This window comes from Serratia sp. EWG9, from assembly GCF_019913725.1.
GTDB lineage: Bacteria > Pseudomonadota > Gammaproteobacteria > Enterobacterales > Enterobacteriaceae > Serratia > Serratia ureilytica.
This window is the reverse complement of the sequence record NZ_JADNRO010000003.1, coordinates 65,246-88,641: the sequence shown is the minus strand read 5'-3', so window position 1 is coordinate 88,641 and position 23,396 is coordinate 65,246. Positions and strand designations below refer to the sequence as shown.

At 61.7% G+C, this 23,396-nt stretch carries 22 protein-coding genes and 1 riboswitch; of the genes, 11 read left to right on the top strand and 11 right to left on the bottom strand.

Annotation, left to right across the window (positions count from 1 at the left end; translation table 11 throughout):
* The first annotated feature begins 349 nt into the window (after positions 1 to 349).
* Together uvrB and ITX55_RS08600 are read left to right on the top strand one after the other, a co-directional pair.
* Positions 350 to 2,362: an excinuclease ABC subunit UvrB gene (gene uvrB / locus ITX55_RS08605; RefSeq protein WP_033642236.1), complete on the top strand. Its 2,013-nt coding sequence runs from the start codon at positions 350 to 352 to the stop codon at positions 2,360 to 2,362.
* Between the two features lie 100 nt (positions 2,363 to 2,462).
* A complete protein-coding gene (locus tag ITX55_RS08600) occupies positions 2,463 to 2,729 on the top strand; it encodes a VF530 family DNA-binding protein (RefSeq protein ID WP_004939783.1) in 267 nt (88 codons plus the stop codon).
* Between the two features lie 6 nt (positions 2,730 to 2,735).
* Here the strand turns inward: ITX55_RS08600 and yvcK are convergent, their stop codons facing one another.
* The gene (gene yvcK, locus ITX55_RS08595; RefSeq protein WP_033642237.1) at positions 2,736 to 3,653 is read right to left on the bottom strand and encodes a uridine diphosphate-N-acetylglucosamine-binding protein YvcK; all 918 of its coding nucleotides are present in this window, start codon (positions 3,651 to 3,653) and stop codon (positions 2,736 to 2,738) included.
* 336 nt (positions 3,654 to 3,989) lie between these two features.
* A riboswitch (molybdenum cofactor riboswitch) is annotated at positions 3,990 to 4,134 on the top strand.
* Here yvcK and moaA point away from each other — a divergent pair.
* From moaA to ITX55_RS08565, 6 genes are all read left to right on the top strand, one after another.
* Entirely contained in the window at positions 4,121 to 5,107 is a 987-nt protein-coding gene (moaA, locus tag ITX55_RS08590) for a GTP 3',8-cyclase MoaA (RefSeq protein WP_016928681.1), read from the top strand. (Overlaps the previous riboswitch by 14 nt.)
* A gap of 24 nt (positions 5,108 to 5,131) precedes the next feature.
* Positions 5,132 to 5,647, top strand: coding sequence for a molybdenum cofactor biosynthesis protein B (moaB, locus tag ITX55_RS08585; RefSeq protein ID WP_033642238.1), 516 nt, complete (start codon positions 5,132 to 5,134; stop codon positions 5,645 to 5,647).
* A 3-nt stretch (positions 5,648 to 5,650) separates the two neighbouring features.
* Positions 5,651 to 6,130, top strand: coding sequence for a cyclic pyranopterin monophosphate synthase MoaC (gene moaC, locus ITX55_RS08580; protein ID WP_025301929.1), 480 nt, complete (start codon positions 5,651 to 5,653; stop codon positions 6,128 to 6,130).
* Positions 6,127 to 6,372 (top strand): molybdopterin synthase sulfur carrier subunit, encoded by a 246-nt coding sequence (gene moaD / locus ITX55_RS08575; RefSeq protein WP_004939768.1) that lies wholly within the window; start codon positions 6,127 to 6,129, stop codon positions 6,370 to 6,372. The genes moaC and moaD overlap by 4 nt, the downstream gene beginning before the upstream one ends.
* Positions 6,373 to 6,374: 2 nt before the next feature.
* Complete coding sequence (moaE, locus tag ITX55_RS08570; RefSeq protein WP_072628147.1) at positions 6,375 to 6,842, top strand: molybdopterin synthase catalytic subunit MoaE; 468 nt, start codon at positions 6,375 to 6,377, stop codon at positions 6,840 to 6,842.
* A gap of 130 nt (positions 6,843 to 6,972) precedes the next feature.
* On the top strand, positions 6,973 to 7,683 hold the full coding sequence (locus tag ITX55_RS08565; RefSeq protein ID WP_004939761.1) for a Bax inhibitor-1/YccA family protein: 711 nt from the start codon (positions 6,973 to 6,975) through the stop codon (positions 7,681 to 7,683).
* Between the two features lie 70 nt (positions 7,684 to 7,753).
* On the opposite strand, the gene ITX55_RS08560 is transcribed toward ITX55_RS08565, so the two are convergent.
* The 5 genes from ITX55_RS08560 to cecR are packed head-to-tail and all read right to left on the bottom strand — an operon-like array spanning position 7,754 to position 13,472.
* Positions 7,754 to 8,860 (bottom strand): ABC transporter permease, encoded by a 1,107-nt coding sequence (locus tag ITX55_RS08560; protein WP_047025671.1) that lies wholly within the window; start codon positions 8,858 to 8,860, stop codon positions 7,754 to 7,756.
* Positions 8,861 to 8,872: 12 nt separating this feature from the next.
* The gene (locus ITX55_RS08555) at positions 8,873 to 10,027 is read right to left on the bottom strand and encodes an ABC transporter permease (RefSeq protein ID WP_108680297.1); all 1,155 of its coding nucleotides are present in this window, start codon (positions 10,025 to 10,027) and stop codon (positions 8,873 to 8,875) included.
* Positions 10,024 to 11,760: an ATP-binding cassette domain-containing protein gene (locus ITX55_RS08550; RefSeq protein ID WP_042783888.1), complete on the bottom strand. Its 1,737-nt coding sequence runs from the start codon at positions 11,758 to 11,760 to the stop codon at positions 10,024 to 10,026. The genes ITX55_RS08555 and ITX55_RS08550 overlap by 4 nt, the downstream gene beginning before the upstream one ends.
* Positions 11,761 to 11,768: 8 nt before the next feature.
* On the bottom strand, positions 11,769 to 12,755 hold the full coding sequence (gene hlyD / locus ITX55_RS08545) for a secretion protein HlyD (RefSeq protein ID WP_033652365.1): 987 nt from the start codon (positions 12,753 to 12,755) through the stop codon (positions 11,769 to 11,771).
* A gap of 18 nt (positions 12,756 to 12,773) precedes the next feature.
* Positions 12,774 to 13,472: a transcriptional regulator CecR gene (cecR, locus tag ITX55_RS08540; protein ID WP_033642245.1), complete on the bottom strand. Its 699-nt coding sequence runs from the start codon at positions 13,470 to 13,472 to the stop codon at positions 12,774 to 12,776.
* Between the two features lie 297 nt (positions 13,473 to 13,769).
* Between cecR and rhlE the strand changes: the two genes are divergently transcribed.
* The 3 genes from rhlE to dusC all read left to right on the top strand — a co-directional run bounded on the left by rhlE (position 13,770) and on the right by dusC (position 17,238).
* Positions 13,770 to 15,149 (top strand): ATP-dependent RNA helicase RhlE, encoded by a 1,380-nt coding sequence (gene rhlE / locus ITX55_RS08535; protein ID WP_042783890.1) that lies wholly within the window; start codon positions 13,770 to 13,772, stop codon positions 15,147 to 15,149.
* A gap of 112 nt (positions 15,150 to 15,261) precedes the next feature.
* The gene (locus ITX55_RS08530; RefSeq protein ID WP_108680300.1) at positions 15,262 to 16,221 is read left to right on the top strand and encodes a D-2-hydroxyacid dehydrogenase family protein; all 960 of its coding nucleotides are present in this window, start codon (positions 15,262 to 15,264) and stop codon (positions 16,219 to 16,221) included.
* Between the two features lie 84 nt (positions 16,222 to 16,305).
* Positions 16,306 to 17,238, top strand: coding sequence for a tRNA dihydrouridine(16) synthase DusC (gene dusC / locus ITX55_RS08525; protein ID WP_033652368.1), 933 nt, complete (start codon positions 16,306 to 16,308; stop codon positions 17,236 to 17,238).
* Positions 17,239 to 17,279: 41 nt separating this feature from the next.
* Here dusC and ITX55_RS08520 read toward each other — a convergent pair whose 3' ends face one another.
* The 5 genes from ITX55_RS08520 to uhpC form a co-directional block, all read right to left on the bottom strand.
* Positions 17,280 to 17,546 carry a hypothetical protein gene (locus tag ITX55_RS08520; protein ID WP_033642249.1) on the bottom strand — a complete coding sequence of 89 codons (267 nt, stop codon included), beginning with the start codon at positions 17,544 to 17,546 and terminating at the stop codon, positions 17,280 to 17,282.
* Between the two features lie 246 nt (positions 17,547 to 17,792).
* On the bottom strand, positions 17,793 to 18,839 hold the full coding sequence (gene fbpC / locus ITX55_RS08515) for a ferric ABC transporter ATP-binding protein (RefSeq protein ID WP_033642250.1): 1,047 nt from the start codon (positions 18,837 to 18,839) through the stop codon (positions 17,793 to 17,795).
* Between the two features lie 11 nt (positions 18,840 to 18,850).
* Positions 18,851 to 20,929 carry an iron ABC transporter permease gene (locus ITX55_RS08510; protein ID WP_223084999.1) on the bottom strand — a complete coding sequence of 693 codons (2,079 nt, stop codon included), beginning with the start codon at positions 20,927 to 20,929 and terminating at the stop codon, positions 18,851 to 18,853.
* A gap of 67 nt (positions 20,930 to 20,996) precedes the next feature.
* Positions 20,997 to 22,028 carry an ABC transporter substrate-binding protein gene (locus ITX55_RS08505; RefSeq protein ID WP_047025665.1) on the bottom strand — a complete coding sequence of 344 codons (1,032 nt, stop codon included), beginning with the start codon at positions 22,026 to 22,028 and terminating at the stop codon, positions 20,997 to 20,999.
* Positions 22,025 to 23,353 (bottom strand): MFS transporter family glucose-6-phosphate receptor UhpC, encoded by a 1,329-nt coding sequence (uhpC, locus tag ITX55_RS08500; protein WP_226772964.1) that lies wholly within the window; start codon positions 23,351 to 23,353, stop codon positions 22,025 to 22,027. The genes ITX55_RS08505 and uhpC overlap by 4 nt, the downstream gene beginning before the upstream one ends.
* Positions 23,354 to 23,396: the final 43 nt, after the last annotated feature.

The window sequence follows — 23,396 nt, the reverse complement described above, 5'->3', positions numbered from 1 at the left end:
TTTATTAAAACTATTAATTATCAATAAATTAACTAAAATCAAGACGCCAGGGCATTGATCGGGTTTCTATGTGTAATTTTTCGCCGCGGTGCTATCAATAAGTTAATTTTCGGCAAGTTCTGGGGATAAATCTGTTATTGACAATAAAAATGTCACCCCGCTGTAACCTCACGGTGCAACGGCGTTGCCGCGCTGCCGGGCGCAGCGACGAATCCGCTTGAAGCTGGTTTTATATCCAGTATCATGGGCACTGGCGCAAATCGCCGACACTTTCCATAATTAGGGGCCACGTCCGGCGCAGAGCCGGCTGGCCGCCTGAGCGCGCGCATCTCCACAGGGTAGCCGAGCAATGAGTAAACTTTTCAAACTGCATTCTGATTTCAAACCGGCCGGCGATCAGCCGGAAGCCATCCGCAAACTGGAAGAGGGGTTGGAAGACGGCCTGGCGCACCAGACGCTGCTGGGGGTAACCGGCTCGGGCAAAACGTTCACCATCGCCAACGTGATAGCCGATCTGAATCGGCCGACCATGGTGCTGGCGCCGAACAAGACGTTGGCGGCGCAGCTGTATGGCGAGATGAAAGAGTTTTTCCCGGAGAATGCGGTGGAGTACTTCGTCTCTTACTACGACTACTACCAGCCGGAAGCCTACGTGCCCAGCTCCGACACCTTCATTGAAAAAGACGCTTCGGTGAATGAGCACATCGAGCAGATGCGCCTTTCCGCCACCAAGGCGCTGCTCGAGCGGCGCGACGTGGTGGTGGTGGCGTCGGTGTCGGCGATCTACGGCCTGGGCGATCCGGATCTTTACCTGAAGATGATGCTGCATCTGACCAAGGGCATGATCATCGATCAGCGCTCCATTTTGCGCCGGCTGGCGGAGCTGCAGTATTCCCGCAACGATCAGGCTTTCCAGCGCGCCACCTTCCGCGTGCGCGGCGAGGTGATCGACATCTTCCCGGCGGAGTCGGACGAGCTGGCGCTGCGCGTCGAGCTGTTCGACGACGAAGTGGAGCGGCTGTCGCTGTTCGATCCGCTGACCGGGCAGATTGAGCAGGTGGTGCCGCGTTTTACCATCTACCCGAAGTCGCACTACGTGACGCCGCGCGAGCGGATCATTCAGGCGATGGAAGAGATCAAGGTCGATCTGGCGGACCGCCGCAAGGTGCTGTTGGCCAACAACAAGCTGCTGGAAGAGCAGCGCCTGACGCAGCGCACCCAGTTCGATCTGGAGATGATGAACGAGCTGGGTTACTGCTCGGGCATCGAAAACTACTCGCGCTACCTTTCCGGGCGCGCCGAGGGCGAGCCGCCGCCGACGCTGTTCGATTACCTGCCGGCGGACGGCCTGCTGGTGGTCGACGAATCCCACGTCACCATTCCGCAAATCGGCGCGATGTTCAAGGGCGACCGCGCGCGCAAGGAAACGCTGGTGGAGTACGGTTTCCGCCTGCCGTCGGCGCTGGACAACCGCCCGCTGCGCTTCGAGGAGTTCGAGGCGCTGGCGCCGCAGACCATCTATGTCTCCGCCACGCCGGGCAAATATGAGCTGGAGAAATCCGGCGGCGATCTGATCGACCAGGTGGTGCGCCCGACCGGGCTGCTGGATCCGATCGTGGAAGTGCGGCCGGTCGCCACTCAGGTGGACGATTTGCTCTCCGAGATCCGCAAGCGTGCGGCGATCAACGAGCGCGTGCTGGTGACCACCCTGACCAAACGCATGGCGGAAGACCTGACCGAATACCTGGAAGAGCATGGCGAGCGCGTGCGCTACCTGCACTCGGATATCGACACCGTGGAACGCGTCGAAATCATTCGTGACCTGCGTCTGGGCGAGTTTGACGTGCTGGTGGGCATCAACCTGCTGCGTGAGGGGCTCGACATGCCTGAGGTGTCGCTGGTGGCGATTCTGGACGCCGACAAGGAAGGCTTCCTGCGTTCCGAACGTTCGCTGATCCAGACCATCGGCCGCGCGGCGCGTAACCTGAACGGCAAGGCGATCCTGTATGGCGATCGCATCACCGATTCGATGGCCAAAGCGATCGGTGAAACCGAGCGGCGGCGCGCCAAGCAGCAGGCTTACAACGAAGCCAACGGCATCGTGCCGCAGGGGCTGAACAAGAAGATCGGCGACATTCTGCAGATTGGCCAGCCGGTCAACCGCGCCAAGGGTAAAGGCAGGGGCAAGGCGGCGGACAGCGGCGCTCAGCTGCAGAACCTCACGCCGAAAGCGCTGGATCAGAAAATCCGCGATCTGGAAGCGCAGATGTATACCCATGCGCAAAACCTGGAGTTCGAGCAGGCGGCTGCGCTGCGCGACGAGATCCACCAGCTGCGCGAGCAGTTCATCGCGATTTCCTGACCGTTGGACGGCGCCCGCGCTGTGGGCGTCAAAATTCCTTGTCGGCCGCGTCAAAGCTGTTATGGTGTGCGGCCCGATTTGACCACGAAGAGTACCGAACATGAGCCAACACCAGTCTAAAGACCCGCTGCACGGCGTGACGCTGGAGCAACTGCTGAATAAACTGGTGGATCACTACGGTTGGTCCGAGCTGGGCGCGCGCATTCGTATCAACTGCTTCCGCAGCGATCCGAGCATCAAGTCCAGTCTGAAATTTTTGCGTCGCACGCCCTGGGCGCGTAAAGAGGTGGAAGATCTGTATATCGATATGGTCAGCCATCCCGCCCCAGCCAGCGATAATCCCTGGCTGCGCGGGCGAGACGGTTAAATTCGGTTAGCGGCGGTCGGCCAGCTCCACCAGCGCTTGATCCAGCGCCTGGCGCAGCAGCTGGCGATCGTGGCGATAAGGGATGTCGCTCGCTTCCAGCGGTTGCTGAATCACCACCCGATCCTGCACTTCACTGGCGTCCACCGCCGGGCCGACGATCAGCGCATCGATCATCCGGCGGCCGATCTTCTCTTCCATCAACGTCAGCTTATCCTTTAACGACAGCGCCGCGGCGGCCACGCTCAGCTCGCGGCCGAGGTTGCCGATATAGATCATGCTGGCGCTGCTGCGGCGCAGCGCCTGGGTGAGATCGTCGAGCAGCAGCAGCGGCATCAGGCTGGTGAGAAAACTGCCCGGCCCAATCAGGATCACGTCGGCCTGCGCGATGGCGTCCAGCGCTTCGCGCGTGGCGTTGACCGGGGGAGACAGCATCAGCTCCTGCGGCATATGAGTCAGTTGGTCAACATTCACTTCACCGTAAACATGGTTGCCTTCGTGATCGTGCGCCATCAAATCCACCGGCTGTTCCGACATCGGAATCAACGCCGCGTCCACCTTCAACAGGCTGCGCACCAGGTTGATCGCTTCCAGCGGGCGCACGCTCAGATGATCCAGCGCTTTCAACATCAGGTTGCCGAGGTTATGGCCGGCCAGTTCGCCGTTGCCGCTGAAGCGGTATTCGAACATCGCCGAGGCGACGCTCGGCTCGGTGATCAGCTGGTTGAGACAGTTGCGGGTATCGCCCCAGGCTATACCGCCTTCCGAACGGCGGATGCGGCCGGTGGAACCGCCGTTGTCGGTGGTGGTAACGATGCCGGTCAGGCGGGAGCCTAAGGACGACAGGGCCGACATCACACGGCCCAGGCCGTGTCCGCCGCCCAACGCCACCACGCGGTCGAGATCGGCCAGGGTACGATTACGCATAAATTTCCTTACAAAGGGGCTGAACTGCCCGCATAAGGTAGCGGATCCGGCGTAAAAACGCGATATACCCGTTATCCTTGACGTTGCCTCTGGGGTGAACGCGCTTGCCGTCGGGAGGCGACGCCCATTATTTAGGGGATAAAGAGTGCCATTTGCGTGATTCTGGTCAATTCGCCCTCGTAAGCGATGTTTATCATGGTTTACCCGATTACGCGGCGTCTAAAAACGCTGTATAGACAGTTATATAGCGAATTAACGCGTTGGCTATCGTTGCCGATTAGCGCTAGAATTCTGCTGAAAACCACGGTTTCATTCCGGCTACTCAAGGTAGCGGGAAGAGAAATCAAACTCCTAGCCCCTGCGCCTACGTTGTTCATCCGGAACGATATGGCGCCTGGGCCGTGGCGAAGTCAGCCACCAGGGTGCAGAGGGGAAACGCTCGCATCTCCCGACTTTGGAAAGGTGTTATGGTACCGCAACTCATTGATGCTTATGAGCGCAAGTTCTATTACCTGCGCTTGTCGATCACCGACGTGTGCAACTTTCGTTGCACCTACTGTCTGCCCGACGGCTACAAGCCGAGCGGCAGCCCGAAAAGCTTCCTGTCGCTGGATGAAATCCGCCGCGTCAGCCGCGCGTTCGCCGAACTGGGCACCGAAAAGGTGCGCCTGACCGGCGGCGAGCCTTCGCTGCGCCGCGACTTTACCGAGATCATCGCCGCCGTGCGGGAAAATCCGGCCATTCGCACGCTGGCGGTCACCACCAACGGCTACCGTCTGGCGCGCGACGTCGCCGCCTGGCGTGACGCCGGTCTGACGGCGATCAACGTCAGCATCGACAGTCTGGATCCCCGCCAGTTTCACGCCATTACCGGTCAGGACAAGTTCCGCCAGGTGATGGACGGCATCGACGCCGCCTTCAGCGCCGGTTTCAGCAAGGTCAAGGTCAACGCCGTGCTGATGCGCGACGTCAATCACCAGCAACTCGGCGCGTTTCTCGCCTGGATCAAGGATCGGCCGATCCAGCTGCGCTTTATCGAACTGATGGAAACCGGCGAGGGGGGCGAACTGTTTCGCAAACACCACGTTTCCGGCGAAGTGATTCGCCTGCAGCTGGAGCAGCAGGGTTGGCAGCGCCAGGCGCGCGGCCGCAGCGACGGCCCGGCGCAGGTGTTCAGCCATCCGGACTACCAGGGTGAGGTGGGTCTTATCATGCCGTATGAAAAAGACTTCTGCGCCAGCTGCAACCGGCTGCGCGTTTCTTCCATCGGCAATCTGCATCTGTGCCTGTTCGGCGAGCAGGGGGTGCCCCTGCGCGATCTGCTGGCGGACGACGGCCAGCTCGACGCGCTGAAGGCGCGCATTCAGAGCGGGCTGCTGAGCAAGAAGCAGACCCATTTCCTGCATCAGGGTAACAGTGGGATCACCCAGAACCTGTCGTTTATCGGCGGCTGACAGCCAATAGGAGCTTATTGAACCATGAGCCATGCGAGCAGCGAGTTTATTCCGGCGCATATCGCCATCCTGACCGTGTCCGACAGCCGCGGCGCGGCGGAAGACACCTCCGGCCAATATCTGCAGGAAGCGGCGCAGGAAGCCGGCCATCAGGTGGTGGATCGCGCCATCGTCAAAGATGACATTTACCAGATCCGCGCACGGGTTTCCGCGTGGATCGCCGATGACAACGTGCAGGCGGTGCTGATCACCGGCGGCACCGGTTTTACCGCGCGCGACAACACGCCGGAAGCGCTGTTGCCGCTGTTTGACAGAGAGGTGGAAGGGTTCGGCGAACTGTTCCGCATGGTGTCGTACGAAGAGATCGGCACCGCGACGATCCAGTCGCGCGCGCTGGCCGGCCTGGCCAACCGCACGGTGATTTTCGCCATGCCGGGCTCCACCCGCGCCTGCCGCACCGCCTGGGAGCGGATTATCGAAGAGCAGTTGGACGCGCGCCATCGCCCGTGCAACTTCCAGCCCCATTTGAAGAAGCCCTGAGTCATGACACAGCTAACCCACATTAACGCCGCCGGCGAAGCCCATATGGTCGACGTTTCCGCCAAGGCCGAAACGGTGCGCGAGGCGCGCGCCGAAGCCTTCGTCGACATGTTGCCCGCCACGCTGGCGATGATCGTCGACGGCAGCCATCACAAGGGCGACGTGTTCGCCACGGCGCGCATCGCCGGCATTCAGGCGGCCAAACGCACCTGGGAACTGATCCCGCTGTGCCACCCGCTGATGTTGAGCAAGGTCGAAGTGCAGCTGGAGGCGCAAACGGAGCACAGCCGGGTGCGTATTGAAACCTGCTGCCGGCTGACCGGCAAAACCGGCGTCGAGATGGAAGCGCTGACCGCCGCCTCGGTGGCGGCATTGACCATCTATGACATGTGCAAAGCGGTACAGAAAGACATGGTGATCGGCCCGGTGCGCCTGCTGGCGAAAAGCGGCGGCAAATCCGGCGATTTTAAGGTGAACGCATGATCGATATTCTTTTCTTCGCGCAGGTGCGCGAACTGGTGGGCACCGGCGCGCTGTCGATGCCGGCGGATTACCCGACCGTCGAGGCGCTGCGCCAGGCGCTGTGCGCGCGCGGCGATCGCTGGGCGCTGGCGCTGGAGTCCGGCAAACTGCTGGCGGCGGTCAATCAGTCGCTGGTGGCGGCGGATCACCCGCTGCGCGCCGGCGATGAAGTGGCCTTCTTCCCGCCGGTTACCGGGGGGTAAGCATGGAAAACACCCGCATTCGCGTGGGCGAAGCGCCGTTCAACGTCGGCGACGAGTATCAGTGGCTGGCGCAGTGCGACGCCGACGGCGCGGTGGTGACCTTCACCGGCAAGGTGCGCAACCATAACCTCGGGGACGACGTCAGCGCGCTGACGCTGGAACACTACCCCGGCATGACCGAGAAGGCGCTGGCGGAGATCGTGGCCGAGGCGCGCAGCCGTTGGCCGCTGGAGCGCGTGACGGTGATCCACCGCGTCGGCGCGCTGTATCCCGGCGACGAGATCGTGTTCGTCGGCGTGACCGGCGCGCACCGCGGCATGGCGTTCGCCGCCAGCGAGTTCATCATGGACTACCTGAAGACCCGCGCGCCGTTCTGGAAGCGCGAAGCGACCGGCCAGGGCGATCGTTGGGTGGACGCTCGCGACAGCGATCGTCAGGCCGCGCAGCGCTGGCATGACGCGGCTAAATAACGCCTCAACAGCGGAAACAAATCAAGACCTTTGCCGCTTTCGCGCGGCCTATTCTGTGGTACGCTTATAGCAGGCGAAGCCCCGTTTACGGGGCTTCGGAATCTTGTTTACAACGCAAAAGGTAACCGTCATGGACCGATATCCACGCTCTAATGGTTCAATCGTCGAACGTGCCAACAGCGGCATTCAGGCCTACATGGCGCAGGTTTACGGCTGGATGACCTGCGGTCTGCTGCTGACGGCGTTCGTTTCCTGGTATGCGGCCAATACGCCCGCGATCCTCAACTTCATCTTCTCCAGCCAGATCACCTTCTTCGGTCTGATCATCGCCCAGTTGGCGCTGGTGTTCGTGATTTCCGGCATGGTCAACCGCCTGAGCGGCGCGGTGGCCACCTCGTTGTTCATGCTGTACTCGGCGCTGACCGGGCTGACGCTGTCGAGCATCTTTATCGCGTACACCTACAGCTCGATCGCCAGCACTTTCGTAGTCACCGCCGGCATGTTCGGCGCGATGAGCCTGTACGGCTACACCACCAAGCGCGATCTGAGCGGCTTCGGCAGCATGTTGTTCATGGCGCTGATCGGCATCGTGCTGGCTTCGCTGGTGAACATCTGGCTGAAAAGCACCGCGCTGATGTGGGCGATTACCTACATCGGGGTGGTGGTGTTCGTCGGCCTGACCGCGTACGACACGCAGAAACTCAAGGCGATGGGCGAGCAGCTGAACGCCGATGATAAAGACGGCTTCCGCAAGTACGCCATCGTTGGCGCGCTGACGCTGTATCTCGACTTCATCAACCTGTTCCTGATGTTGCTGCGCATTTTCGGCAACCGCCGCTAAATCCGTCGTCTTTCATGCCTTAGGGTATTTGGCGATCAAAAAGCTCCGCATGTGACATGCAGAGCTTTTTTTATGCGATCTTGCGGCGGAACAGCGCGTAGGCGGCGCTGCCGGTGGTGGCGGTGATCACCAGCAGCGGCCACAGGCTGCGCCAGATAATGCTGAAGCTGGCGTCCTTCAGGTAGATCTGCTTGGTGATGTCGGTGAAGTGGCGTATCGGATTCACCCAGGTCAGATCCTGCAGCCACACCGGCATATTCTCCACCGGCGAGACATACCCCGAGAGCAGGATCGCCGGCATCATGAACACGAACACGCCGATAAACGCCTGCTGCTGAGTGGCGCACAGCGACGAGATCAGCAGGCCGAAACCGACCAGCGACAGCCCGTAGATCAACATGGTGGCGTAGAACAGCAGCAGCGATCCGGCGAACGGGATCTGATACAGGAAGATGCCGATCAACAGCACGATGCTGGCCTGGAAGCTGGCGACGATCAGCGCCGGCACCGCCTTGCCGATAAAGATCTGCCAGGTGGTGAGCGGCGAGACCAGCAGCTGTTCCAGCGTGCCCTGTTCACGTTCGCGCGCCACCGACAGCGAGGTGACGATCAGCACGCCGATGGTGGTGATCATGGCGATCAGCGACGGCACCACGAACCATTTGTAGTCCAGATTCGGGTTATACCAGTTGCGCACCACCAGTTCGCTGTTGTTGGGTTTCGCGCGCTTGCCGAGCAGCTCGTTCTGATATTCCTGCACGATCTGCTGCACGTAGTTGGCGGCGATCTGCGCGCTGTTGGAGTTGCGCCCGTCGAGCAGCAGCTGCAGCGGCGCGGTGTTGCCGGTGGCGATATCGCGCGAGAACTGCGCCGGGAAGCGGATCAGCAGCAGCGCCCGCTGGTTGTCGATGGTGGTCTTTATCTCCTGCGGATTGCGCAGCAGCAGGACATGGGAGAAGGCTTTGGCCTTGGCGAAGCGCTGGGTCAGCTCCACCGAGGCCTGGCCGCTGTCCTCGCTGTAGACCGCGATGGTGGCGTTGGTGACTTCCAGCGTCGCGGCGAACGGGAACAGCAGCACCTGCAGGATCACCGGCATGATCAGGATAGCGCGGGTTTGCGGATCGCGCAGCAGCGCCTGCATTTCCTTGATGATGAGCGTCAACAGACGGTGAAACATCACTCTTTCTCCTCAATCCAGCCGGCGCTGGGTTTTCCAGGCCGTCAGGCCGATGAACACCACGGCGGAAGCGATCAGGAACAGCAGATTGATCGCCAGCACGGTGCCGACGTTGCCCGCCAGGAACAGCGTTTGCAGCGTGCTGACGAAGTAACGCGCGGGAATGATGTAGGTCACCGCGCGTACGATGGCCGGCATGCTGTCGATCTGGAAGATGAAGCCGGACAGCATGATCGACGGCAGGAAGGCGGCGTTCAGCGCCACCATCGCCGCATTGAACTGGTTGCGGGTGAGGGTGGAGATCAGCAGGCCCATGCCGAGGGTGCTGGCGAGGAACAGGCTGCTGATCAGCAGCAGGATCGGCAGCGAACCGCGATAGGGCACGCCGAGCACCCAGACCGCCACCGCCATGCACAGCGCCATGGCGATCATGCCGAGGAAGTAATACGGGATCAGCTTGGAGAGCAGCAGCTCGCTGCGCGTCACCTGGGTGGAGAGCAGGGCTTCCATGGTGCCGCGCTCCCATTCGCGGGCGATCACCAGCGAGGTGAGAATGGCGCCGATCACCGTCATGATGATGGTGATGGCGCCGGGAATGATGTAGTGCCGGCTGATGGCCGCCGGGTTGAACCAGTAGCGCATCTGCACGTCAATCAGCGGCTTGTCGTTGCTCCCCCGATCGGCGGCGCGCTGCTGCTGCCAAACTTGCCATACGCCCTGGGCATAGCCCTGCACGAAGTTGGCGGTGTTCGGCTCGCTGCCGTCGGTGATCACCTGGATGGGGGCGCTGTCGTGCGGGCGCGCCATGCGCTGGTCGAAATCCACCGGGATCACCACCAGGCCGCGGATCGTGCCGGCCTGCATCTGCTGGATCAACTGCCGGCGGTTGTCGCTGATGGTCGGTTCGATATAGGGCGAACCGGCGAACGCCTGGGCCAGATCGCGCGCGTCTTCGCTCTGTTGCTCCATCAGAATGCCCAGATGCAGCTTGCTGGAGTCCAGGTTGATGCCGTAGCCGAAGATAAACAGCAGCATCAGCGGGATAACGAAGGCGATCAGGCCGCTGCTGGGATCGCGCAGTATTTGCCGCGTCTCCTTCAGGCACAGCGCGCGCAGTCGGCGCCAGGAGAAACCGCCGTCGTCGATTGGGGCTCGGTTGTCGCTCACCGTGGTTCCTCCTCGTCGTAGCCCTGCACCAGTTCGATAAACGCCTGTTCCATCGAGGGGTTGGGGTTGTCGTCGCGCGCTACCTGTTGTTTGAGATCGTCCGGCGTGCCGGCGGCGATGATCTTGCCGCGATACACCAGGCCGATGCGGTCGCAGTATTCCGCCTCGTCCATAAAGTGGGTGGTCACCATCACCGTGACGCCCTTGTCGACCATGCCGTTGATGTGCAGCCAGAACTCGCGCCGCGTCAGCGGATCGACACCGGAGGTCGGTTCGTCGAGGAACAGAATATCCGGTTCGTGCATCAGCGCGCAGGCCAGCGCCAGGCGTTGCTTGAAGCCGAGCGGCAGGGCATCCGGCGTCTGATCGAGGATCGGCGCGAAGTTGAAGGCGCGGGACATCTCGTCGATTTTGTCGCGCTGCGCCTTGCCGCTCAGGCCGTAGACGCCGGAGAAGAACTTCAGGTTCTGCGCCACCGTCAGGTTGCCGTACAGCGAGAATTTTTGCGCCATGTAGCCGAGGCGTTGGCGCGCCTTGCCGGAACTGGTCTTCAGATCCATCCCCAGCACCAGCGCCTTGCCGCCGGATGGCACCAGCAGGCCGCACATCATTTTGAAGGTGGTGGACTTGCCGGCGCCGTTCGGGCCGAGCAGGCCGAAGATTTCGCCGCGCCGCACCTGAAAATCGACGTGATCGGTGGCGGCGAAATCGCCGAATTTCTTGGTCAGTTGCACCGCTTCGATCACCGTTTCACCGCTTTCTCCGTCAACGGTCGGCATGATCTCCGCCAGCGCCGAGCGATGGTTGGGGCCGCCGCCGAGCAGATCGATAAACGCATCCTCGAAGCGCGGATCCGCTTCGTCCAGTTCGGCGTCCGGCAGATCCAGCGTCTGCAGCAGCTGCCGATGATCTTCGCCTTCTTTCAGGATCAGGCGCAGGTACTTGCCCTGGATCACGCCGTCGGTGACCGCCGGCAGGCAGATCGCCCGCTGCAGCAACGATCGATGGCTGCCGGGCGGCGCGGCGATCAATACCGTGCGTCCGGCCATGCGCTGGGTCAGATCCTGCGGCGCGCCGCTGAACAGCAGCTCGCCCTCGTTGAGCAGCAGCACTTCGCGACACTGCTCGGCCTCGTCGAGATAAGAGGTGCTCCACAGGATCAACATGCCGTCATTGGCCAGCTCGTGCACCATGCGCCACAGCTCGCGGCGCGAGATCGGATCGACGCCGACGCCCGGTTCGTCCAGCAGCAGCACCTGGGGTTCGCCCACCAGCGTGCAGGCCAGTCCCAGTTTTTGCTTCATGCCGCCGGACAGCTTGCCCGCCAGACGCCCGGTGAAGCGGGTCAGATCGGTGAATTTCAGCAGCCGTTCGAAGGTCTGGCGGCGAAGATCGCCGGTGACGCCGCGCAGATCGGCGTACAGCGTCAGGTTCTCCATCACCGTCAGATCCTCATACAGCCCGAACTTCTGCGGCATGTAGCCGAGGATCGCATGCAGTTGGCGATCCTGGCCGATCGGATCCAGCCCGGCGACCCGCAGTTTGCCGCTGCTTGGCTTCAGCAGCCCGGCCAGCATGCGCAGCAGGGTGGTTTTGCCGGCGCCGTCCGGGCCGACCAGCCCGATGACCGCGCCGCTGCGCAGGGTGGTGGTCAGGCTGGCGACCGCCGGTTTCTCAAGCGACGGGAAGCGCTTTTCCAGCCCTTCCAACTCGATGGTGTGCGCCTGTTCCATGGCCGGCCTCAGGGTTTGGCGAAGCGCAGGGTGACCGGCATGCCCTGACGCAGCGCATCGTCGGCGTCGGTGACGATCACCCGCAGGCGATACACCAGATCGGTGCGCAGATCCGGCGTTTCAACGCTTTTCGGCGTGAATTCCGCGGTCGGCGAGACGAAACCGATCTTGCCGTGGTAAGGCTTGCCGGGGCGGCCGTCGGTGTAGATCTCCAGCTCGGTGCCGGGCACCGCCTGGTTCAGGCTGGTTTCGTTGACGTAGGCGCGCACCCACACCGGCCGGGTCAACGACAGGGTGAACACCGTGCCGCCGGCGCCGAGCATGGTGCCCGGCTCTACCGCACGGGTCAGCACCGTGCCGGCGGAAGGGGAGAGCAGCGTGGCGTCTTGCAGGTTCAATTGCGCCTGCGCCAACGCCGCTTCGCTTTGCGCCACCTCGGCCTTGGCCTGTTCAATCTCTTGCGGGCGGTTGCCGCTGCGGTATTGCGACAGTTTGTCTTTCGCCGCTTGCAGGTTGGCCTGCGCCTGGTTGCGGGCGGTGCGCGCATCTTCCAGCGCGTCGGCGGAGGTGGCGTTTTTCGCCCACAGCCCTTGCTGGCGCTTCAGGAAACTGTCGGCGTAGGCGAAAGCGGACTGGCGCTGCGCCATTTCTGACTGCACCTGGGCTATCTCTTCGCTGCGATAGCCAGCCTGCAGCAGCGACAGTTTGGCGCGCGCGCTGCCGACGTTGGCTTCGGCCTGTTGCAGCGCGTTGCGGTAGGGAGCATCGTCCAGTTTGCCGAGCAGCTGGCCCGGCTGAACGGTATCGCCTTCATCCACCGTCAGCGACGCCAGGCGGCCGTCGACGCGAAAGCCGAGGTTGACCGTGCGGATATCGACGTTGCCGTACAGCGTCAGCGGCCGCTCCTGCTGCTGTTGGTAATGCCATACCCCGTAAGCGACGGCCGCGATCAGCAGAATCAACAACACGATCAAGGCACTGCGTTTTTTGTTCATAACACTCCCTGCCTGAATTTACGCGCCGTGACGTTGGCGCAGCCCAATAACTAAAATCTCGATATGCTCGCTCAGCACCGCCGCGATTTGCGCCGCTTCGCCCTCACCAATCTCTTGCCAGCCGGCCTGACGGCGGATGGTCTCCCGCGCTACGCGGAACGACAGCACCTCGCCGATCAGCGCATGGGTATGCAACACGAGGCGGGCAGCGCGTTCGTCGATGCCGGTGGCGGCCGACAGCAGGCGGCACAGCCGTTCGTGCATCGGCGCGATCACCTGGCGGTGGATCAGCGGGTAGGCGTCGGTTGGGGCAAGCTGTTCGCGCGACATGATTTTGCTCAGATTCAGCGTGTGCGGCTGGGTCATCAGCTCGCTGAAGGCCAGCAGGCCACGCTGCAGCAAACGCAGCGCCGCGTCGGGCGATCGCTGTGCGGCAGGCTGCTGCCCAAAGCGATCGACCTCTTCGGCCAGCGGGGCGAACGCCTGCTGGATGAAATCGGCGAGCGACTGCGCCACGGCCAGATACAGCCCCTCTTTGGAGCTGAAGTAGTAGGTGATGGCGGCGATATTCTGGCCGGCGCGCTGGGCGATATCGCGGGTGGTGGCGCCCTGCAGGCCGTATTCACCGAACAGGTCGGTCGCCGCGGCGAGCAGTTGCCGACGCGTTTGCTCGCCGCGCGCCCGGCCGGCGGCCTGATGAGGGACGGAAGCTGGCATAGGTCACGCTCAAAGTTAATCAATCATATGATTAACTTTATGCCAGATTGTTTAAAACGCAACCGCTAACCACAATGAGTTATGTGACCGACTTCAGATAATGCTGAATTTACGGCAGATTGTGCTCTCTGCACGTAAAAGTGCTTTTTATTGCGCGACTTCTGTTACAATCGCCGCCTGGTGCACTGCAGTTTGTGCCAATCCCTCGTGGTCATGCTTAATGCCCCGTCTGATCATCCTCCCAGGAAACTGCACCGAACACTGTTAGGTTAGGGGGGATCTGGAGTTTTTCTCTTTATGTCATTTGAAACCCTCGGCTTAAGTGCTGAAATTGTGCGCGCTGTTGAAGAACAGGGCTATCGCGAACCGACGCCAATTCAGCGTCAGGCTATCCCTGTCGTGCTGGAAGGTCGTGACCTGATGGCCAGCGCCCAGACCGGCACCGGTAAAACCGCCGGTTTTACCCTGCCGCTGTTGCAGCTGCTGAGCAAGCATGACCATCCGGTCAAAGGCCGTCGCCCGGTGCGCGCGCTGATCCTGACGCCAACCCGTGAGCTGGCGGCGCAGATCGGCGAAAACGTCGATGCCTACAGCAAACACCTGCGCCTGCGTTCGCTGGTGGTGTTTGGCGGCGTGAGCATCAACCCGCAGATGATGAAGCTGCGCGGCGGCGTCGATATCCTGGTGGCGACGCCGGGTCGTCTGCTGGATCTGGAACATCAGAACGCGGTTGACCTATCCAAAATCGAAATTCTGGTGCTGGACGAAGCGGACCGCATGTTGGACATGGGCTTTATCCACGACATCCGCCGCGTGCTGGCCAAGCTGCCGGCCAAGCGCCAGAACCTGCTGTTCTCCGCCACCTTCTCCGACGACATCAAGGCGCTGGCCAACAAACTGCTGCATAACCCGGCCTCGGTGGAAGTGGCTCGCCGCAATACCGCGTCCGAGCAGATCGAGCAGAGCGTGCACTTCGTCGACAAGAAGCGTAAGCGGGAACTGCTGTCGCAGATGATCGGCGAAGGCGACTGGAAACAGGTGCTGGTCTTTACCCGCACCAAGCATGGCGCCAACCACCTGGCGGAACAGCTGAACAAAGACGGCATCACCGCCGCGGCGATCCACGGCAACAAGAGCCAGGGCGCCCGTACCCGTGCGCTGGCCGATTTTAAAGACGGCCGCATCCGCGTGCTGGTGGCGACCGACATTGCGGCGCGCGGTCTGGATATCGACCAGTTGCCGCACGTGGTGAACTACGAGCTGCCTAACGTGCCGGAAGACTACGTGCACCGCATCGGCCGCACCGGCCGCGCGGAGCGTACCGGCGAAGCCATCTCGCTGGTGTGCGTGGATGAACACAAGCTGCTGCGCGACATCGAGCGTCTGCTGAAGCGTGAAATTCCGCGCATTGCTCTGCCGGGCTACGAGCCGGATCCGACCATCAAGGCCGAGCCGATCATCAACGGCCGCCAGGGTGGCGGACGCGGCGCGCCGCGCGGCAACGGCGGTGGCCAGCGTTCCGGTAACGGCGGCGGTCAGCGCAGCGGTAACGCCAACGGCGGCCAGCGTGAAAACCGTGGCAACGGTAACGGCAACGCTCGCCCGCAGGGTGACGGCCAGCGCCGTTCCGGCGCGCCGGCCTCGCGTCGCCCGCGCAACCGCAAACCGGCCGAATAAGCCCGATTGCGCAAAAGCAAGCCGCCTGTATGGGCGGCTTTTTTTTGCCTGGCGGAACGGCATTTTCGTACTAGGCTGGACGGTGGCTATCCCTACATTCCAGGAGACGGAGATGAAATTGAAGTGCGCAATTCTTGATGATTACCAGCAGGTGGCGCTCAACATGGCGGATTGGTCAGCGCTGGCCGATCGGGTGGAGGTGTCCGCCATCAGCGCGCACTTTACCGATGAGGCGGAGCTGGCGGTGCATCTGCAGGAATGCGACATTCTGGTCATCATGCGCGAGCGCACGCCGATAACCGCCTCGCTGCTGGCGCGGTTGCCGCAGCTGAAGCTGCTGATCACCTCCGGCATGCGCAATGCCGCTATCGATTTGGCCGCCGCCGCCGAGCGCGGCGTGGTGGTGTGCGGCACCCGCAGCGGGTCGGCGGCGCCGATGGAGTTGACCTGGGCGCTGCTGCTCGGGCTGGCCAAGCATATCGTGCCGGAAAGCGCCGGGCTGCGGAACAACGGCCCGTGGCAGCTGGGCTTGGGCGTCACGCTGCAGGGGAAGACGCTGGGGCTGCTGGGGCTGGGCAAGATCGGCGGCCAAATGGCTAGGGTGGCACAGGCGTTCGGCATGCGGGTGTTGGCCTGGAGCCAGAACCTGACGGCGGAACGGGCAGCGCAGGAGGGCGCCCTGCTGGCGCCGTCCAAACGGGCGCTGTTCGAGCAGAGCGATTTTGTCTCCATTCACCTGGTGCTGAGCGATCGCAGCCGCGGGCTGGTAGGGCGGGACGAATTGACGGCGATGAAACCCACCGCTTACCTGATCAACACCTCGCGCGCGGGGATCGTCGATCGGGCGGCGCTGGTGGACGTGCTGCAACAGCGGAAGATTGCCGGCGCCGGGCTGGACGTGTTCGAGACGGAGCCGCTGCCGGCCGACGATGTGTTTCGTCAACTGCCCAACGTGCTGGCGACGCCGCATGTGGGTTACGTGGCGGACGACAACTACCGCGCCTACTTCACCGAGGCGGTCGAGGACATTGCGGCGTTTCTCGCCGGTCAACCGATCCGTCGGCTGGGCTGATGGCGTTTTTAATGCCCGCAGAGGCTTGTCTGGCGCGGGCATTCACCCGTATCATTGCGGGTCTTTTTTTAGCTGGGATTGGTCATGCGCGTATTATTGGCTCCGATGGAGGGCGTTCTCGACTCTTTGGTGCGTGAGTTACTCACCGAAGTGAACGACTACGATCTGTGCATCACCGAATTTTTGCGCGTGGTCGATCAGCTGCTGCCGGCCAAGTCGTTCTACCGGCTGTGCCCGGAGCTGCGTCACGCCAGCCGCACGCCGTCGGGCACGCTGGTGCGGGTACAGCTGCTGGGGCAGTACCCGCAGTGGCTGGCGGAGAACGCCGCGCGCGCGGTGGAATTGGGCTCTTACGGCGTCGATCTCAACTGCGGCTGCCCGTCCAAGCTGGTGAACGGCAGCGGCGGCGGGGCGACGCTGCTCAAAGATCCGGAATTGATCTACCAGGGCGCCAAAGCGATGCGCGCGGCGGTGCCGGCCCATCTGCCGGTCACGGTGAAGGTGCGCCTGGGCTGGGACTCTTCCAATCGCAGCTTTGAAATCGCCGATGCGGTGCAGCAGGCGGGCGCCAGCGAACTGACGGTGCACGGCCGCACCAAAGAGGACGGCTACAAGGCGGATCGCATCAACTGGGCGGCGATCGGCGAGATCCGTCAGCGGCTGAGCATCCCGGTTGTCGCCAACGGCGAGATCTGGGATTACCAGAGCGCGCAGGATTGCCTGCAGACGACCGGCTGCGACGCCATCATGCTGGGGCGCGGCGCGCTCAACGTGCCGAACCTGAGCCGGGTGGTGAAATATAACGAACCGCGCATGCCCTGGCCGCAGGTGGTTGAGCTGCTGCAAAAATACGTCCATCTGGAAAAGCAGGGCGACACCGGCCTATATCACGTGGCGCGCATTAAACAGTGGCTGGGTTATTTGCGTAAAGAATATGATGAAGCAACTGAACTGTTCAGCGAAATCCGCGCGCTGACGACGTCCGGGGATATTGCGCGCGTCATCTGCCGCAGCTGAAAATAAACCCGCGCGTGGCGGGTTTATTTAAATCGGCATTATCAGGCGGCTTTATCAAGACGGTTTAATTCTATCTCGATATCCTGAATGGTTTTTTCCAGCCCTTCCAGACAGGCGCCTTGTTTATTCAATAGGTCGTTAATGGCTTCGGCGAATGCCTTATTTTTGCATTCCCCCTGATCGAAGGCCAGCCAGTGTGCGGAGAGCGTCTCGATATTCGACTGCGCGTAGTGGCGCATTTCCTTCAGCTGGGAAGCGACATTGCGTAAATTATCCAGCTGCGCCTGTGCATTTGCATTGTTGCTCATGAATTTCTCCTTGAGTTGGCCGTTAAATAATTTCGACTGCGGGATCAAGCTTACCCTATTTAAATAAAAATATCACCCTGAGTGGTCTGGGTGGTTATTTTTGAGTGGGTGTGGCTATATTTATTGTTCGGCTGAACAAGGACTTGGGTGGAATTGTAAAAATAGATAAATACGGTGTTTTTGGCGATTATTTTCGGCCATCCCGTTCGGGATGGCCGTTATTCTACCCCTTAAGCGTGAGGCCGACTATGCCGCGTCCGCCAGCATAAACATGCCGTAGGGGTGAATTTCCAGATAATACTGCTCGCCGACGTTCGGTTGCAGGCGGGTGGCGTTAACCTGCAGCAAGATCTGTTGCCCGTGCCACGCCACCGTCACCTCATACTGCGGCCCCATGTAGGCGACATGCTGGATCTCGCAGCGTTGGCTTTCATCGCCATGCTCGCTCAGCGTGATCGCTTCCGGCCGCACGCCCACCGTGCCGGCGCCCTGGGCGGCAAAATGCGCCGGGCGCGGCAGGCGATAGCCGCTGATATCGACATGATCGGCGCTGAAGCTGGCCGGGAACAGGTTGGCGTCCCCCATAAAGCTCGCCATAAAGCGCGAGGCGGGCTGCCGATAGAGATCCTGCGGTGAGCCCATCTGCATGATATGCCCCTTGTTCATCACCAGTACGGTGTCGGAGACTGCAAAAGCCTCGCTCTGATCGTGGGTGACGTACAGCGACGTGATATCAAACTGCTTTTGCAGCTCGCGGATCTTTTCGCGCATGCTGCGGCGCAGGTTGGCGTCGAGGTTGCTCAACGGCTCGTCGAACAGCAGCACTTTCGGCTTGAGGATCAGCGCGCGCGCCAGCGCCACGCGCTGCTGTTGGCCGCCGGAGATCTGATCGACATAGCGATCGTCGAACCCCGCCAAGTCCACCATCGCCAGCGCTTCCTGCACGCGCGCTTTCACTTCGGCGCGCGGAATGCCGAGCATCTTCAGGCCATAGCCGACGTTCTCCCCCAGCGACATGTGCGGGAACAGGGCATAAGACTGGAATACCATGCAGATGTCACGCTGCTGGATGGAACGATGGGTGACGTCTTCACCATCAATGAATATCTGCCCGTCGCTCGGTTTTTCCAGCCCGGCGACCAGGCGCAAAATGGTGGTCTTGCCGCAGCCGGAAGGGCCGAGCAGCGTCACCATTTGCCCCCGTGGGATGGTGAGCGTGATGTTATCGATTACCGTGTTGCTGCCGAACCGTTTGGAGACGTTACGCAGTTCAACGAAATTTTTCTGGCTCATCATGGGCTCCATTACGCCTGGTTTTTGGCTTTTGAACGGGAGATGCGTGCCTCGCCGATCAGCCAGTCAAAGAGGAAAATAATCGCCAGCATCACCACGATCAGAATTGAACCGTAGGCGATCGCCACGCCGTATTCGCCGTCTTCCACGCGATTGAGGATGTAGGCGGTGGCCACGCGGGTATCGGGGGTGACCAGGAAGACGATGGCGCTGACGGTGGTGATGGCGCGCACGAAGCTGTAGATCAGCGCCGACAGGATCGCCGGGCGCAGCAGCGGCAGCAGGATGTGCGTGATGGTGCGCAGCGAGCCGGCGCGCAGGCTGAGCGAGGCTTCGTCCAGCGATTTGTCTATCTGGCCCAGCCCGGCGATCCCGGCGCGAATGCCCACCGGCACGTTGCGCATCACCATCGAAATAATCACGATGGCGGCCGTCCCGGTGAGGTACACCGGCGCGCCGTTAAAGGCGAGAATGTAAGAGACGCCGGCCACGGTACCCGGCACCGCAAAGCACAGCATGGTGGTGAACTCGATGGTCTTTTTGCCCTTGAACTGTTGGCGCACCACGATCCAGGCGATCAGCAGGCCGAACGCGGCGGTGATCGGCGCGGCGATCCCGGCGTACAGCAGCGTGTCGAGCAGCGAAGGCCACGCGCCGTCGCTCATGCCCTGGCCGAACAGTTTGATGAAGTTATCCAGCGTCAGCGTGTAATCCACTCCCCAGTTGACGGTGAAGCTGCCGTAGAAAATGCTGCCGTAAAGCAGGGCGTTAAAGGCTACCCACACCGCCAGCAGCGCGATCACGCCCCACACCAGCGTGACCGGCAGCGGCTGCACGTCGCCGCGATACGATTTGCCGGACACGGTGACGTAGGAACGTTTGCCGATCCACATATACTGGATGCAGAACACCAGCAGTGAGAACAGCAGCAGGAAGGCGCCGAGGGTGCTGGCGGCCTGATAATCGAGCTGCGAACCGGTGATGTAAAAATAGATTTGCGTCGCCAGCACGTCGAAGTTGCCGCCGAGCACCAGCGGGTTGCTGAAATCAGCCAGCGATTGCACCACCACGATCAAAAACGCGTTGGCCAGCGCCGGTTTCAGCAGCGGCACGAACACGCCGTTAAAGGTTTGCCAGCGGCTGGCGCGCAGGGTGTAGGAGGCTTCTTCCAGCGAAGGATGAATGGTCTTGATCGCGCCGTCGAGGATCATGAACGCCATCGGGGTGAACGCCAGCACCTGCGCCAGCCAGATGCCGGTAAAGCCGTACAGCCAGTTGGTGTTGGTCAAACCGAACCAGGCCACCATCCACTCGGTGACGTAGCCGGAGCGCCCCATCATCAGCGTGACGCCCAGGCCGACGACGAACGGCGGCGTGACGATGGGCAAGATGGAGAAGATGCGGCCGATAATGGCGCTGCGCCTGGCGATGCGGGTAGTGTAAATCGCCAGCACCAGGCCGAAAAAGGTGCAGCCGGCGCCCACCGCGATCGACAGGGCGATGGAGTTGAGGATCACCTGAATGATATGCGCCTGCGTCAGCACGTTCATAAAGGCCAGCGGCGCGAACGCGCCCGTCTGGTCGGTGAACATTGGAATGAAAATCGCGATGCTCGGCCAGACGATGAAGACGCCGATCAGCGCCACGATGGTGACCAGCGCGCCGATAACGAAACGGTCGCCGCCCAGCCAGTCGAGGCGGGTCAGCGCCAGCGTCATGATGGCGCCCAGCGCGGTCAACTGCACCAGGGTGGCGTAGCCTAAACCGCGTCCCGCCACCGTGGCGCTGACAACGATAAAGGCCATGCACAGCAGCGCCCAGCCGGCATCGAACGCGTGGCGGCGCCGCTGCTCACGGCCCGCCGCAGCGTAAGGGCGCAGCAGCAGCAGGCTCGGCAGCAGGCACCAAAACCAGCTGATATTGCGGTGTGACCAGCCGTAGGCCGCGAGGATCTCTTCGCCGGTGGACTCCAGCAGGCCGTAATCCAGGCTCCAGCTCGGCAGCAGGGCGAACGCCAGCCAGCCAAGCAAAACCCAAAGGGATATCGCATCTCGTTTTTTCACGAGATGGAGTGCATGTGTATGTGACATAAGTTTCCCGGATGTTCAGGCCGGGCAAGCCGTGAGGCTTACCCGGCAACAGGCGCAGAATGTGGGCTTATTTACCCATCTTGACTTCGCTGACCCATTTATTGATCAGCGCCTTGCGGACCTCGGTCGAACCGTACTTGTCCATGTCGTAGTTGATCAGCTTCAGGTCGTCGAGCTTCAGCGAGTTCGGCGAGGTATCGGCGGTGGTGTTGGTCAGGATCTGATAGGACTTGCCTTGCTTCCACGCCAGCTCCTGCGCCTCTTTCGACAGCACCCAATCCACGAACAATTTGGCGTTGTCGAGGTTGCGCGCGCCTTTGAGGATGCTGACGCCGCCGATTTCGTAGCCGGTGCCTTCACACGGCGAGATCAGCTCAAGCGGCGCGCCCTGTTCCTTTTCGAGCGAGTAGTCATGCAGGAAACCGATGCCGATCGCCGTTTCGCCGCGGGCGGCGTTGCGCGCCGGGGCTATGCCGGATTTGGTGTACTGCGAGACGTTGGCGTTCAGCTGTTTGAGGTAAGCGAACGCCTGATCGTCTCCCCACAGCTGGGCAAAGGTCGCCAGCGCGGTGTAGGCGGTGCCGGAGCTTTGCGGATCGGCGATTTGAATCTCGCCTTTGTATTCCGGCTTGGTCAGGTCTTTCCAGCACTTGGGCACCGGCAGGTTTTTCTCTTTCAGGCGCTGGGTATTGACGCCAAAGCCGAGAATGCCGACGTAGACCGCCGAGGAGTAGTTGCCTTTCAGCTTGGCCGGATCGCGGAATTGCGTCATCACCTGGTCGAGATTCGGCGATTTGTACGGCTGCAGCAGCCCCATTTCACCGGCCTGGGATTGCGGATCGAGCGTACCGCCGTACCAGACGTCCGCCTGCGGGTTCTTCTTCTCGGCGTCCACTTTCGCCAGCGTACTGCCGGAACCGTTGCGGATGAACGCGGTTTTCACGTCATATTTCTCGCCGAAGGCTTTGGTTTCCGCTTCGCACATTTCATTGGTGGCGCTGCAGTAGACCACCAGGCGGCCCTTGGCGTACGCGGCGCCGCTCAGGGTCGCCAGCGCGATGCCGGACGCTATCAGGGTAGTGACCCACGTTTTTTTCATTGTTTTATCCTTCTCTCGGTAGAGGTGGTAACGCTCGCCATCAGCAGCGGCATCAGCAATAAACCCATAAGAACAGCGGCGATCGACAGCAAACTGAACATGCCTGACCAGCCGTAGCCTTCGATGACCCGCGACAGCGGCCAGCCCGCCAGCGCCGCCCCCAGATAGGCGAACAGGCCGAGAAAGCCGGTGATGGAGCCCGCAGCGCCTTTGTGCCCGCATTCCACGGCGGCGAGGCCAATCAGCATCTGTGGGCCGAAGACAAAAAAGCCCACCGTAAAGAAACAGCCCGCCAGCAGCGCGTAGTGATGCACCGGCGCCAGCCACAGCGCGGCGACGGAAACCATCAGCCCGAGCGTGAACAGCAAAATCATCGGCGCGCGCTGCCCGCCGAACAGCACATCCGAGCCCCAGCCGGCGAACAGCGCGCCGAGCAGGCCGCCTATCTCGAACAGCATCACTGTCGCATTGGCGCTGAGCAGGTTGACGCCGTGGCTTTCCGTCAGCCACAGGTTGCCCCAGTCGTTCAACGCAATGCGGATCAGGTAGACCAGCACGTAAGAGACGCCGAGCAACCAGATCATCGGGTTCTTCAGCATCGTGGTGCGCAACATTCGCCACAGCCCCATCGGCGGGCTTTGCTGTTCCTGGCGCAGCTCCAGCGGATCGTGGCGCCACTGGCCGACCGACGGCAGGCCTTCTTCCTGCGGCGTGCCTGTCAGCTGCCGCGTGAGCCAGATGCCCAGCACCATGCTGACGGCCCCCGGGATCAACATCGCCGCCTGCCAGCCCCAGCGCTGGGCGGCGAAGGCGCTGATCAGCGGCACAATCGCGCCGCCGAGGTTGATCGACATATTCCAGCAGCCCCACCAGAAGCCGCGCTCGTTGCGCGAATACCAGTGGGTCAGCAGCCGCGCGCAGGGCGGCCAGCCCCAGCCCTGAAAGAAGCCGTTCAGCGCCCAGACCGCCAGCAGCAGCGTCAGCGATTCGCCGAAGGCGAACGCCACGTTCAGCAAACCGGTGGCGAACAGGCCGATCCCCATAAACCCGCGCTGCCCATGGCCGTCGTGCCACAACCCGGCGACGAATTTCGACAGGCCGTAGCTCAGATAAAACAGCGAGCCGAGCAGGCCGATGTCTCCTTTATCCAGCCCCAAATCCGTTTGCAGCGCCGGCAGCACGTAATTCACGCTTTTGCGCGTCAGGTAAAAGGCGGCGTACCCGATGACCATGTACAGCAGCAGCCGCGGGCGCAGCGCGCGGTAACGATGATCGATTTCAGATGCTGAGCGTGCTTGCATAGCCGCCTCCCTGGTGCTGACTATAAGAAGGTGAAAAGGAAAGGGGATGAGATAAAGTCCGGAGTGG

What these genes read in the sequence shown, in the direction of transcription:
- rhlE (WP_042783890.1), top strand. Translation starts at nt 13,770, where the DNA reads ATGTCATTTGAAACCCTCGGCTTAAGTGCTGAAATTGTGCGCGCTGTT.
- moaB (WP_033642238.1), top strand. Translation starts at nt 5,132, where the DNA reads ATGAGCCATGCGAGCAGCGAGTTTATTCCGGCGCATATCGCCATCCTG.
- ITX55_RS08530 (WP_108680300.1), top strand. Translation starts at nt 15,262, where the DNA reads ATGAAATTGAAGTGCGCAATTCTTGATGATTACCAGCAGGTGGCGCTC.
- ITX55_RS08565 (WP_004939761.1), top strand. Translation starts at nt 6,973, where the DNA reads ATGGACCGATATCCACGCTCTAATGGTTCAATCGTCGAACGTGCCAAC.
- ITX55_RS08505 (WP_047025665.1), bottom strand. Translation starts at nt 22,028, where the DNA reads ATGAAAAAAACGTGGGTCACTACCCTGATAGCGTCCGGCATCGCGCTG.
- moaD (WP_004939768.1), top strand. Translation starts at nt 6,127, where the DNA reads ATGATCGATATTCTTTTCTTCGCGCAGGTGCGCGAACTGGTGGGCACC.
- ITX55_RS08560 (WP_047025671.1), bottom strand. Translation starts at nt 8,860, where the DNA reads ATGTTTCACCGTCTGTTGACGCTCATCATCAAGGAAATGCAGGCGCTG.
- ITX55_RS08550 (WP_042783888.1), bottom strand. Translation starts at nt 11,760, where the DNA reads ATGGAACAGGCGCACACCATCGAGTTGGAAGGGCTGGAAAAGCGCTTC.
- moaC (WP_025301929.1), top strand. Translation starts at nt 5,651, where the DNA reads ATGACACAGCTAACCCACATTAACGCCGCCGGCGAAGCCCATATGGTC.
- ITX55_RS08510 (WP_223084999.1), bottom strand. Translation starts at nt 20,929, where the DNA reads ATGTCACATACACATGCACTCCATCTCGTGAAAAAACGAGATGCGATA.
- yvcK (WP_033642237.1), bottom strand. Translation starts at nt 3,653, where the DNA reads ATGCGTAATCGTACCCTGGCCGATCTCGACCGCGTGGTGGCGTTGGGC.
- moaA (WP_016928681.1), top strand. Translation starts at nt 4,121, where the DNA reads ATGGTACCGCAACTCATTGATGCTTATGAGCGCAAGTTCTATTACCTG.
- uvrB (WP_033642236.1), top strand. Translation starts at nt 350, where the DNA reads ATGAGTAAACTTTTCAAACTGCATTCTGATTTCAAACCGGCCGGCGAT.
- cecR (WP_033642245.1), bottom strand. Translation starts at nt 13,472, where the DNA reads ATGCCAGCTTCCGTCCCTCATCAGGCCGCCGGCCGGGCGCGCGGCGAG.
- moaE (WP_072628147.1), top strand. Translation starts at nt 6,375, where the DNA reads ATGGAAAACACCCGCATTCGCGTGGGCGAAGCGCCGTTCAACGTCGGC.
- fbpC (WP_033642250.1), bottom strand. Translation starts at nt 18,839, where the DNA reads ATGAGCCAGAAAAATTTCGTTGAACTGCGTAACGTCTCCAAACGGTTC.
- ITX55_RS08520 (WP_033642249.1), bottom strand. Translation starts at nt 17,546, where the DNA reads ATGAGCAACAATGCAAATGCACAGGCGCAGCTGGATAATTTACGCAAT.
- hlyD (WP_033652365.1), bottom strand. Translation starts at nt 12,755, where the DNA reads ATGAACAAAAAACGCAGTGCCTTGATCGTGTTGTTGATTCTGCTGATC.
- ITX55_RS08600 (WP_004939783.1), top strand. Translation starts at nt 2,463, where the DNA reads ATGAGCCAACACCAGTCTAAAGACCCGCTGCACGGCGTGACGCTGGAG.
- dusC (WP_033652368.1), top strand. Translation starts at nt 16,306, where the DNA reads ATGCGCGTATTATTGGCTCCGATGGAGGGCGTTCTCGACTCTTTGGTG.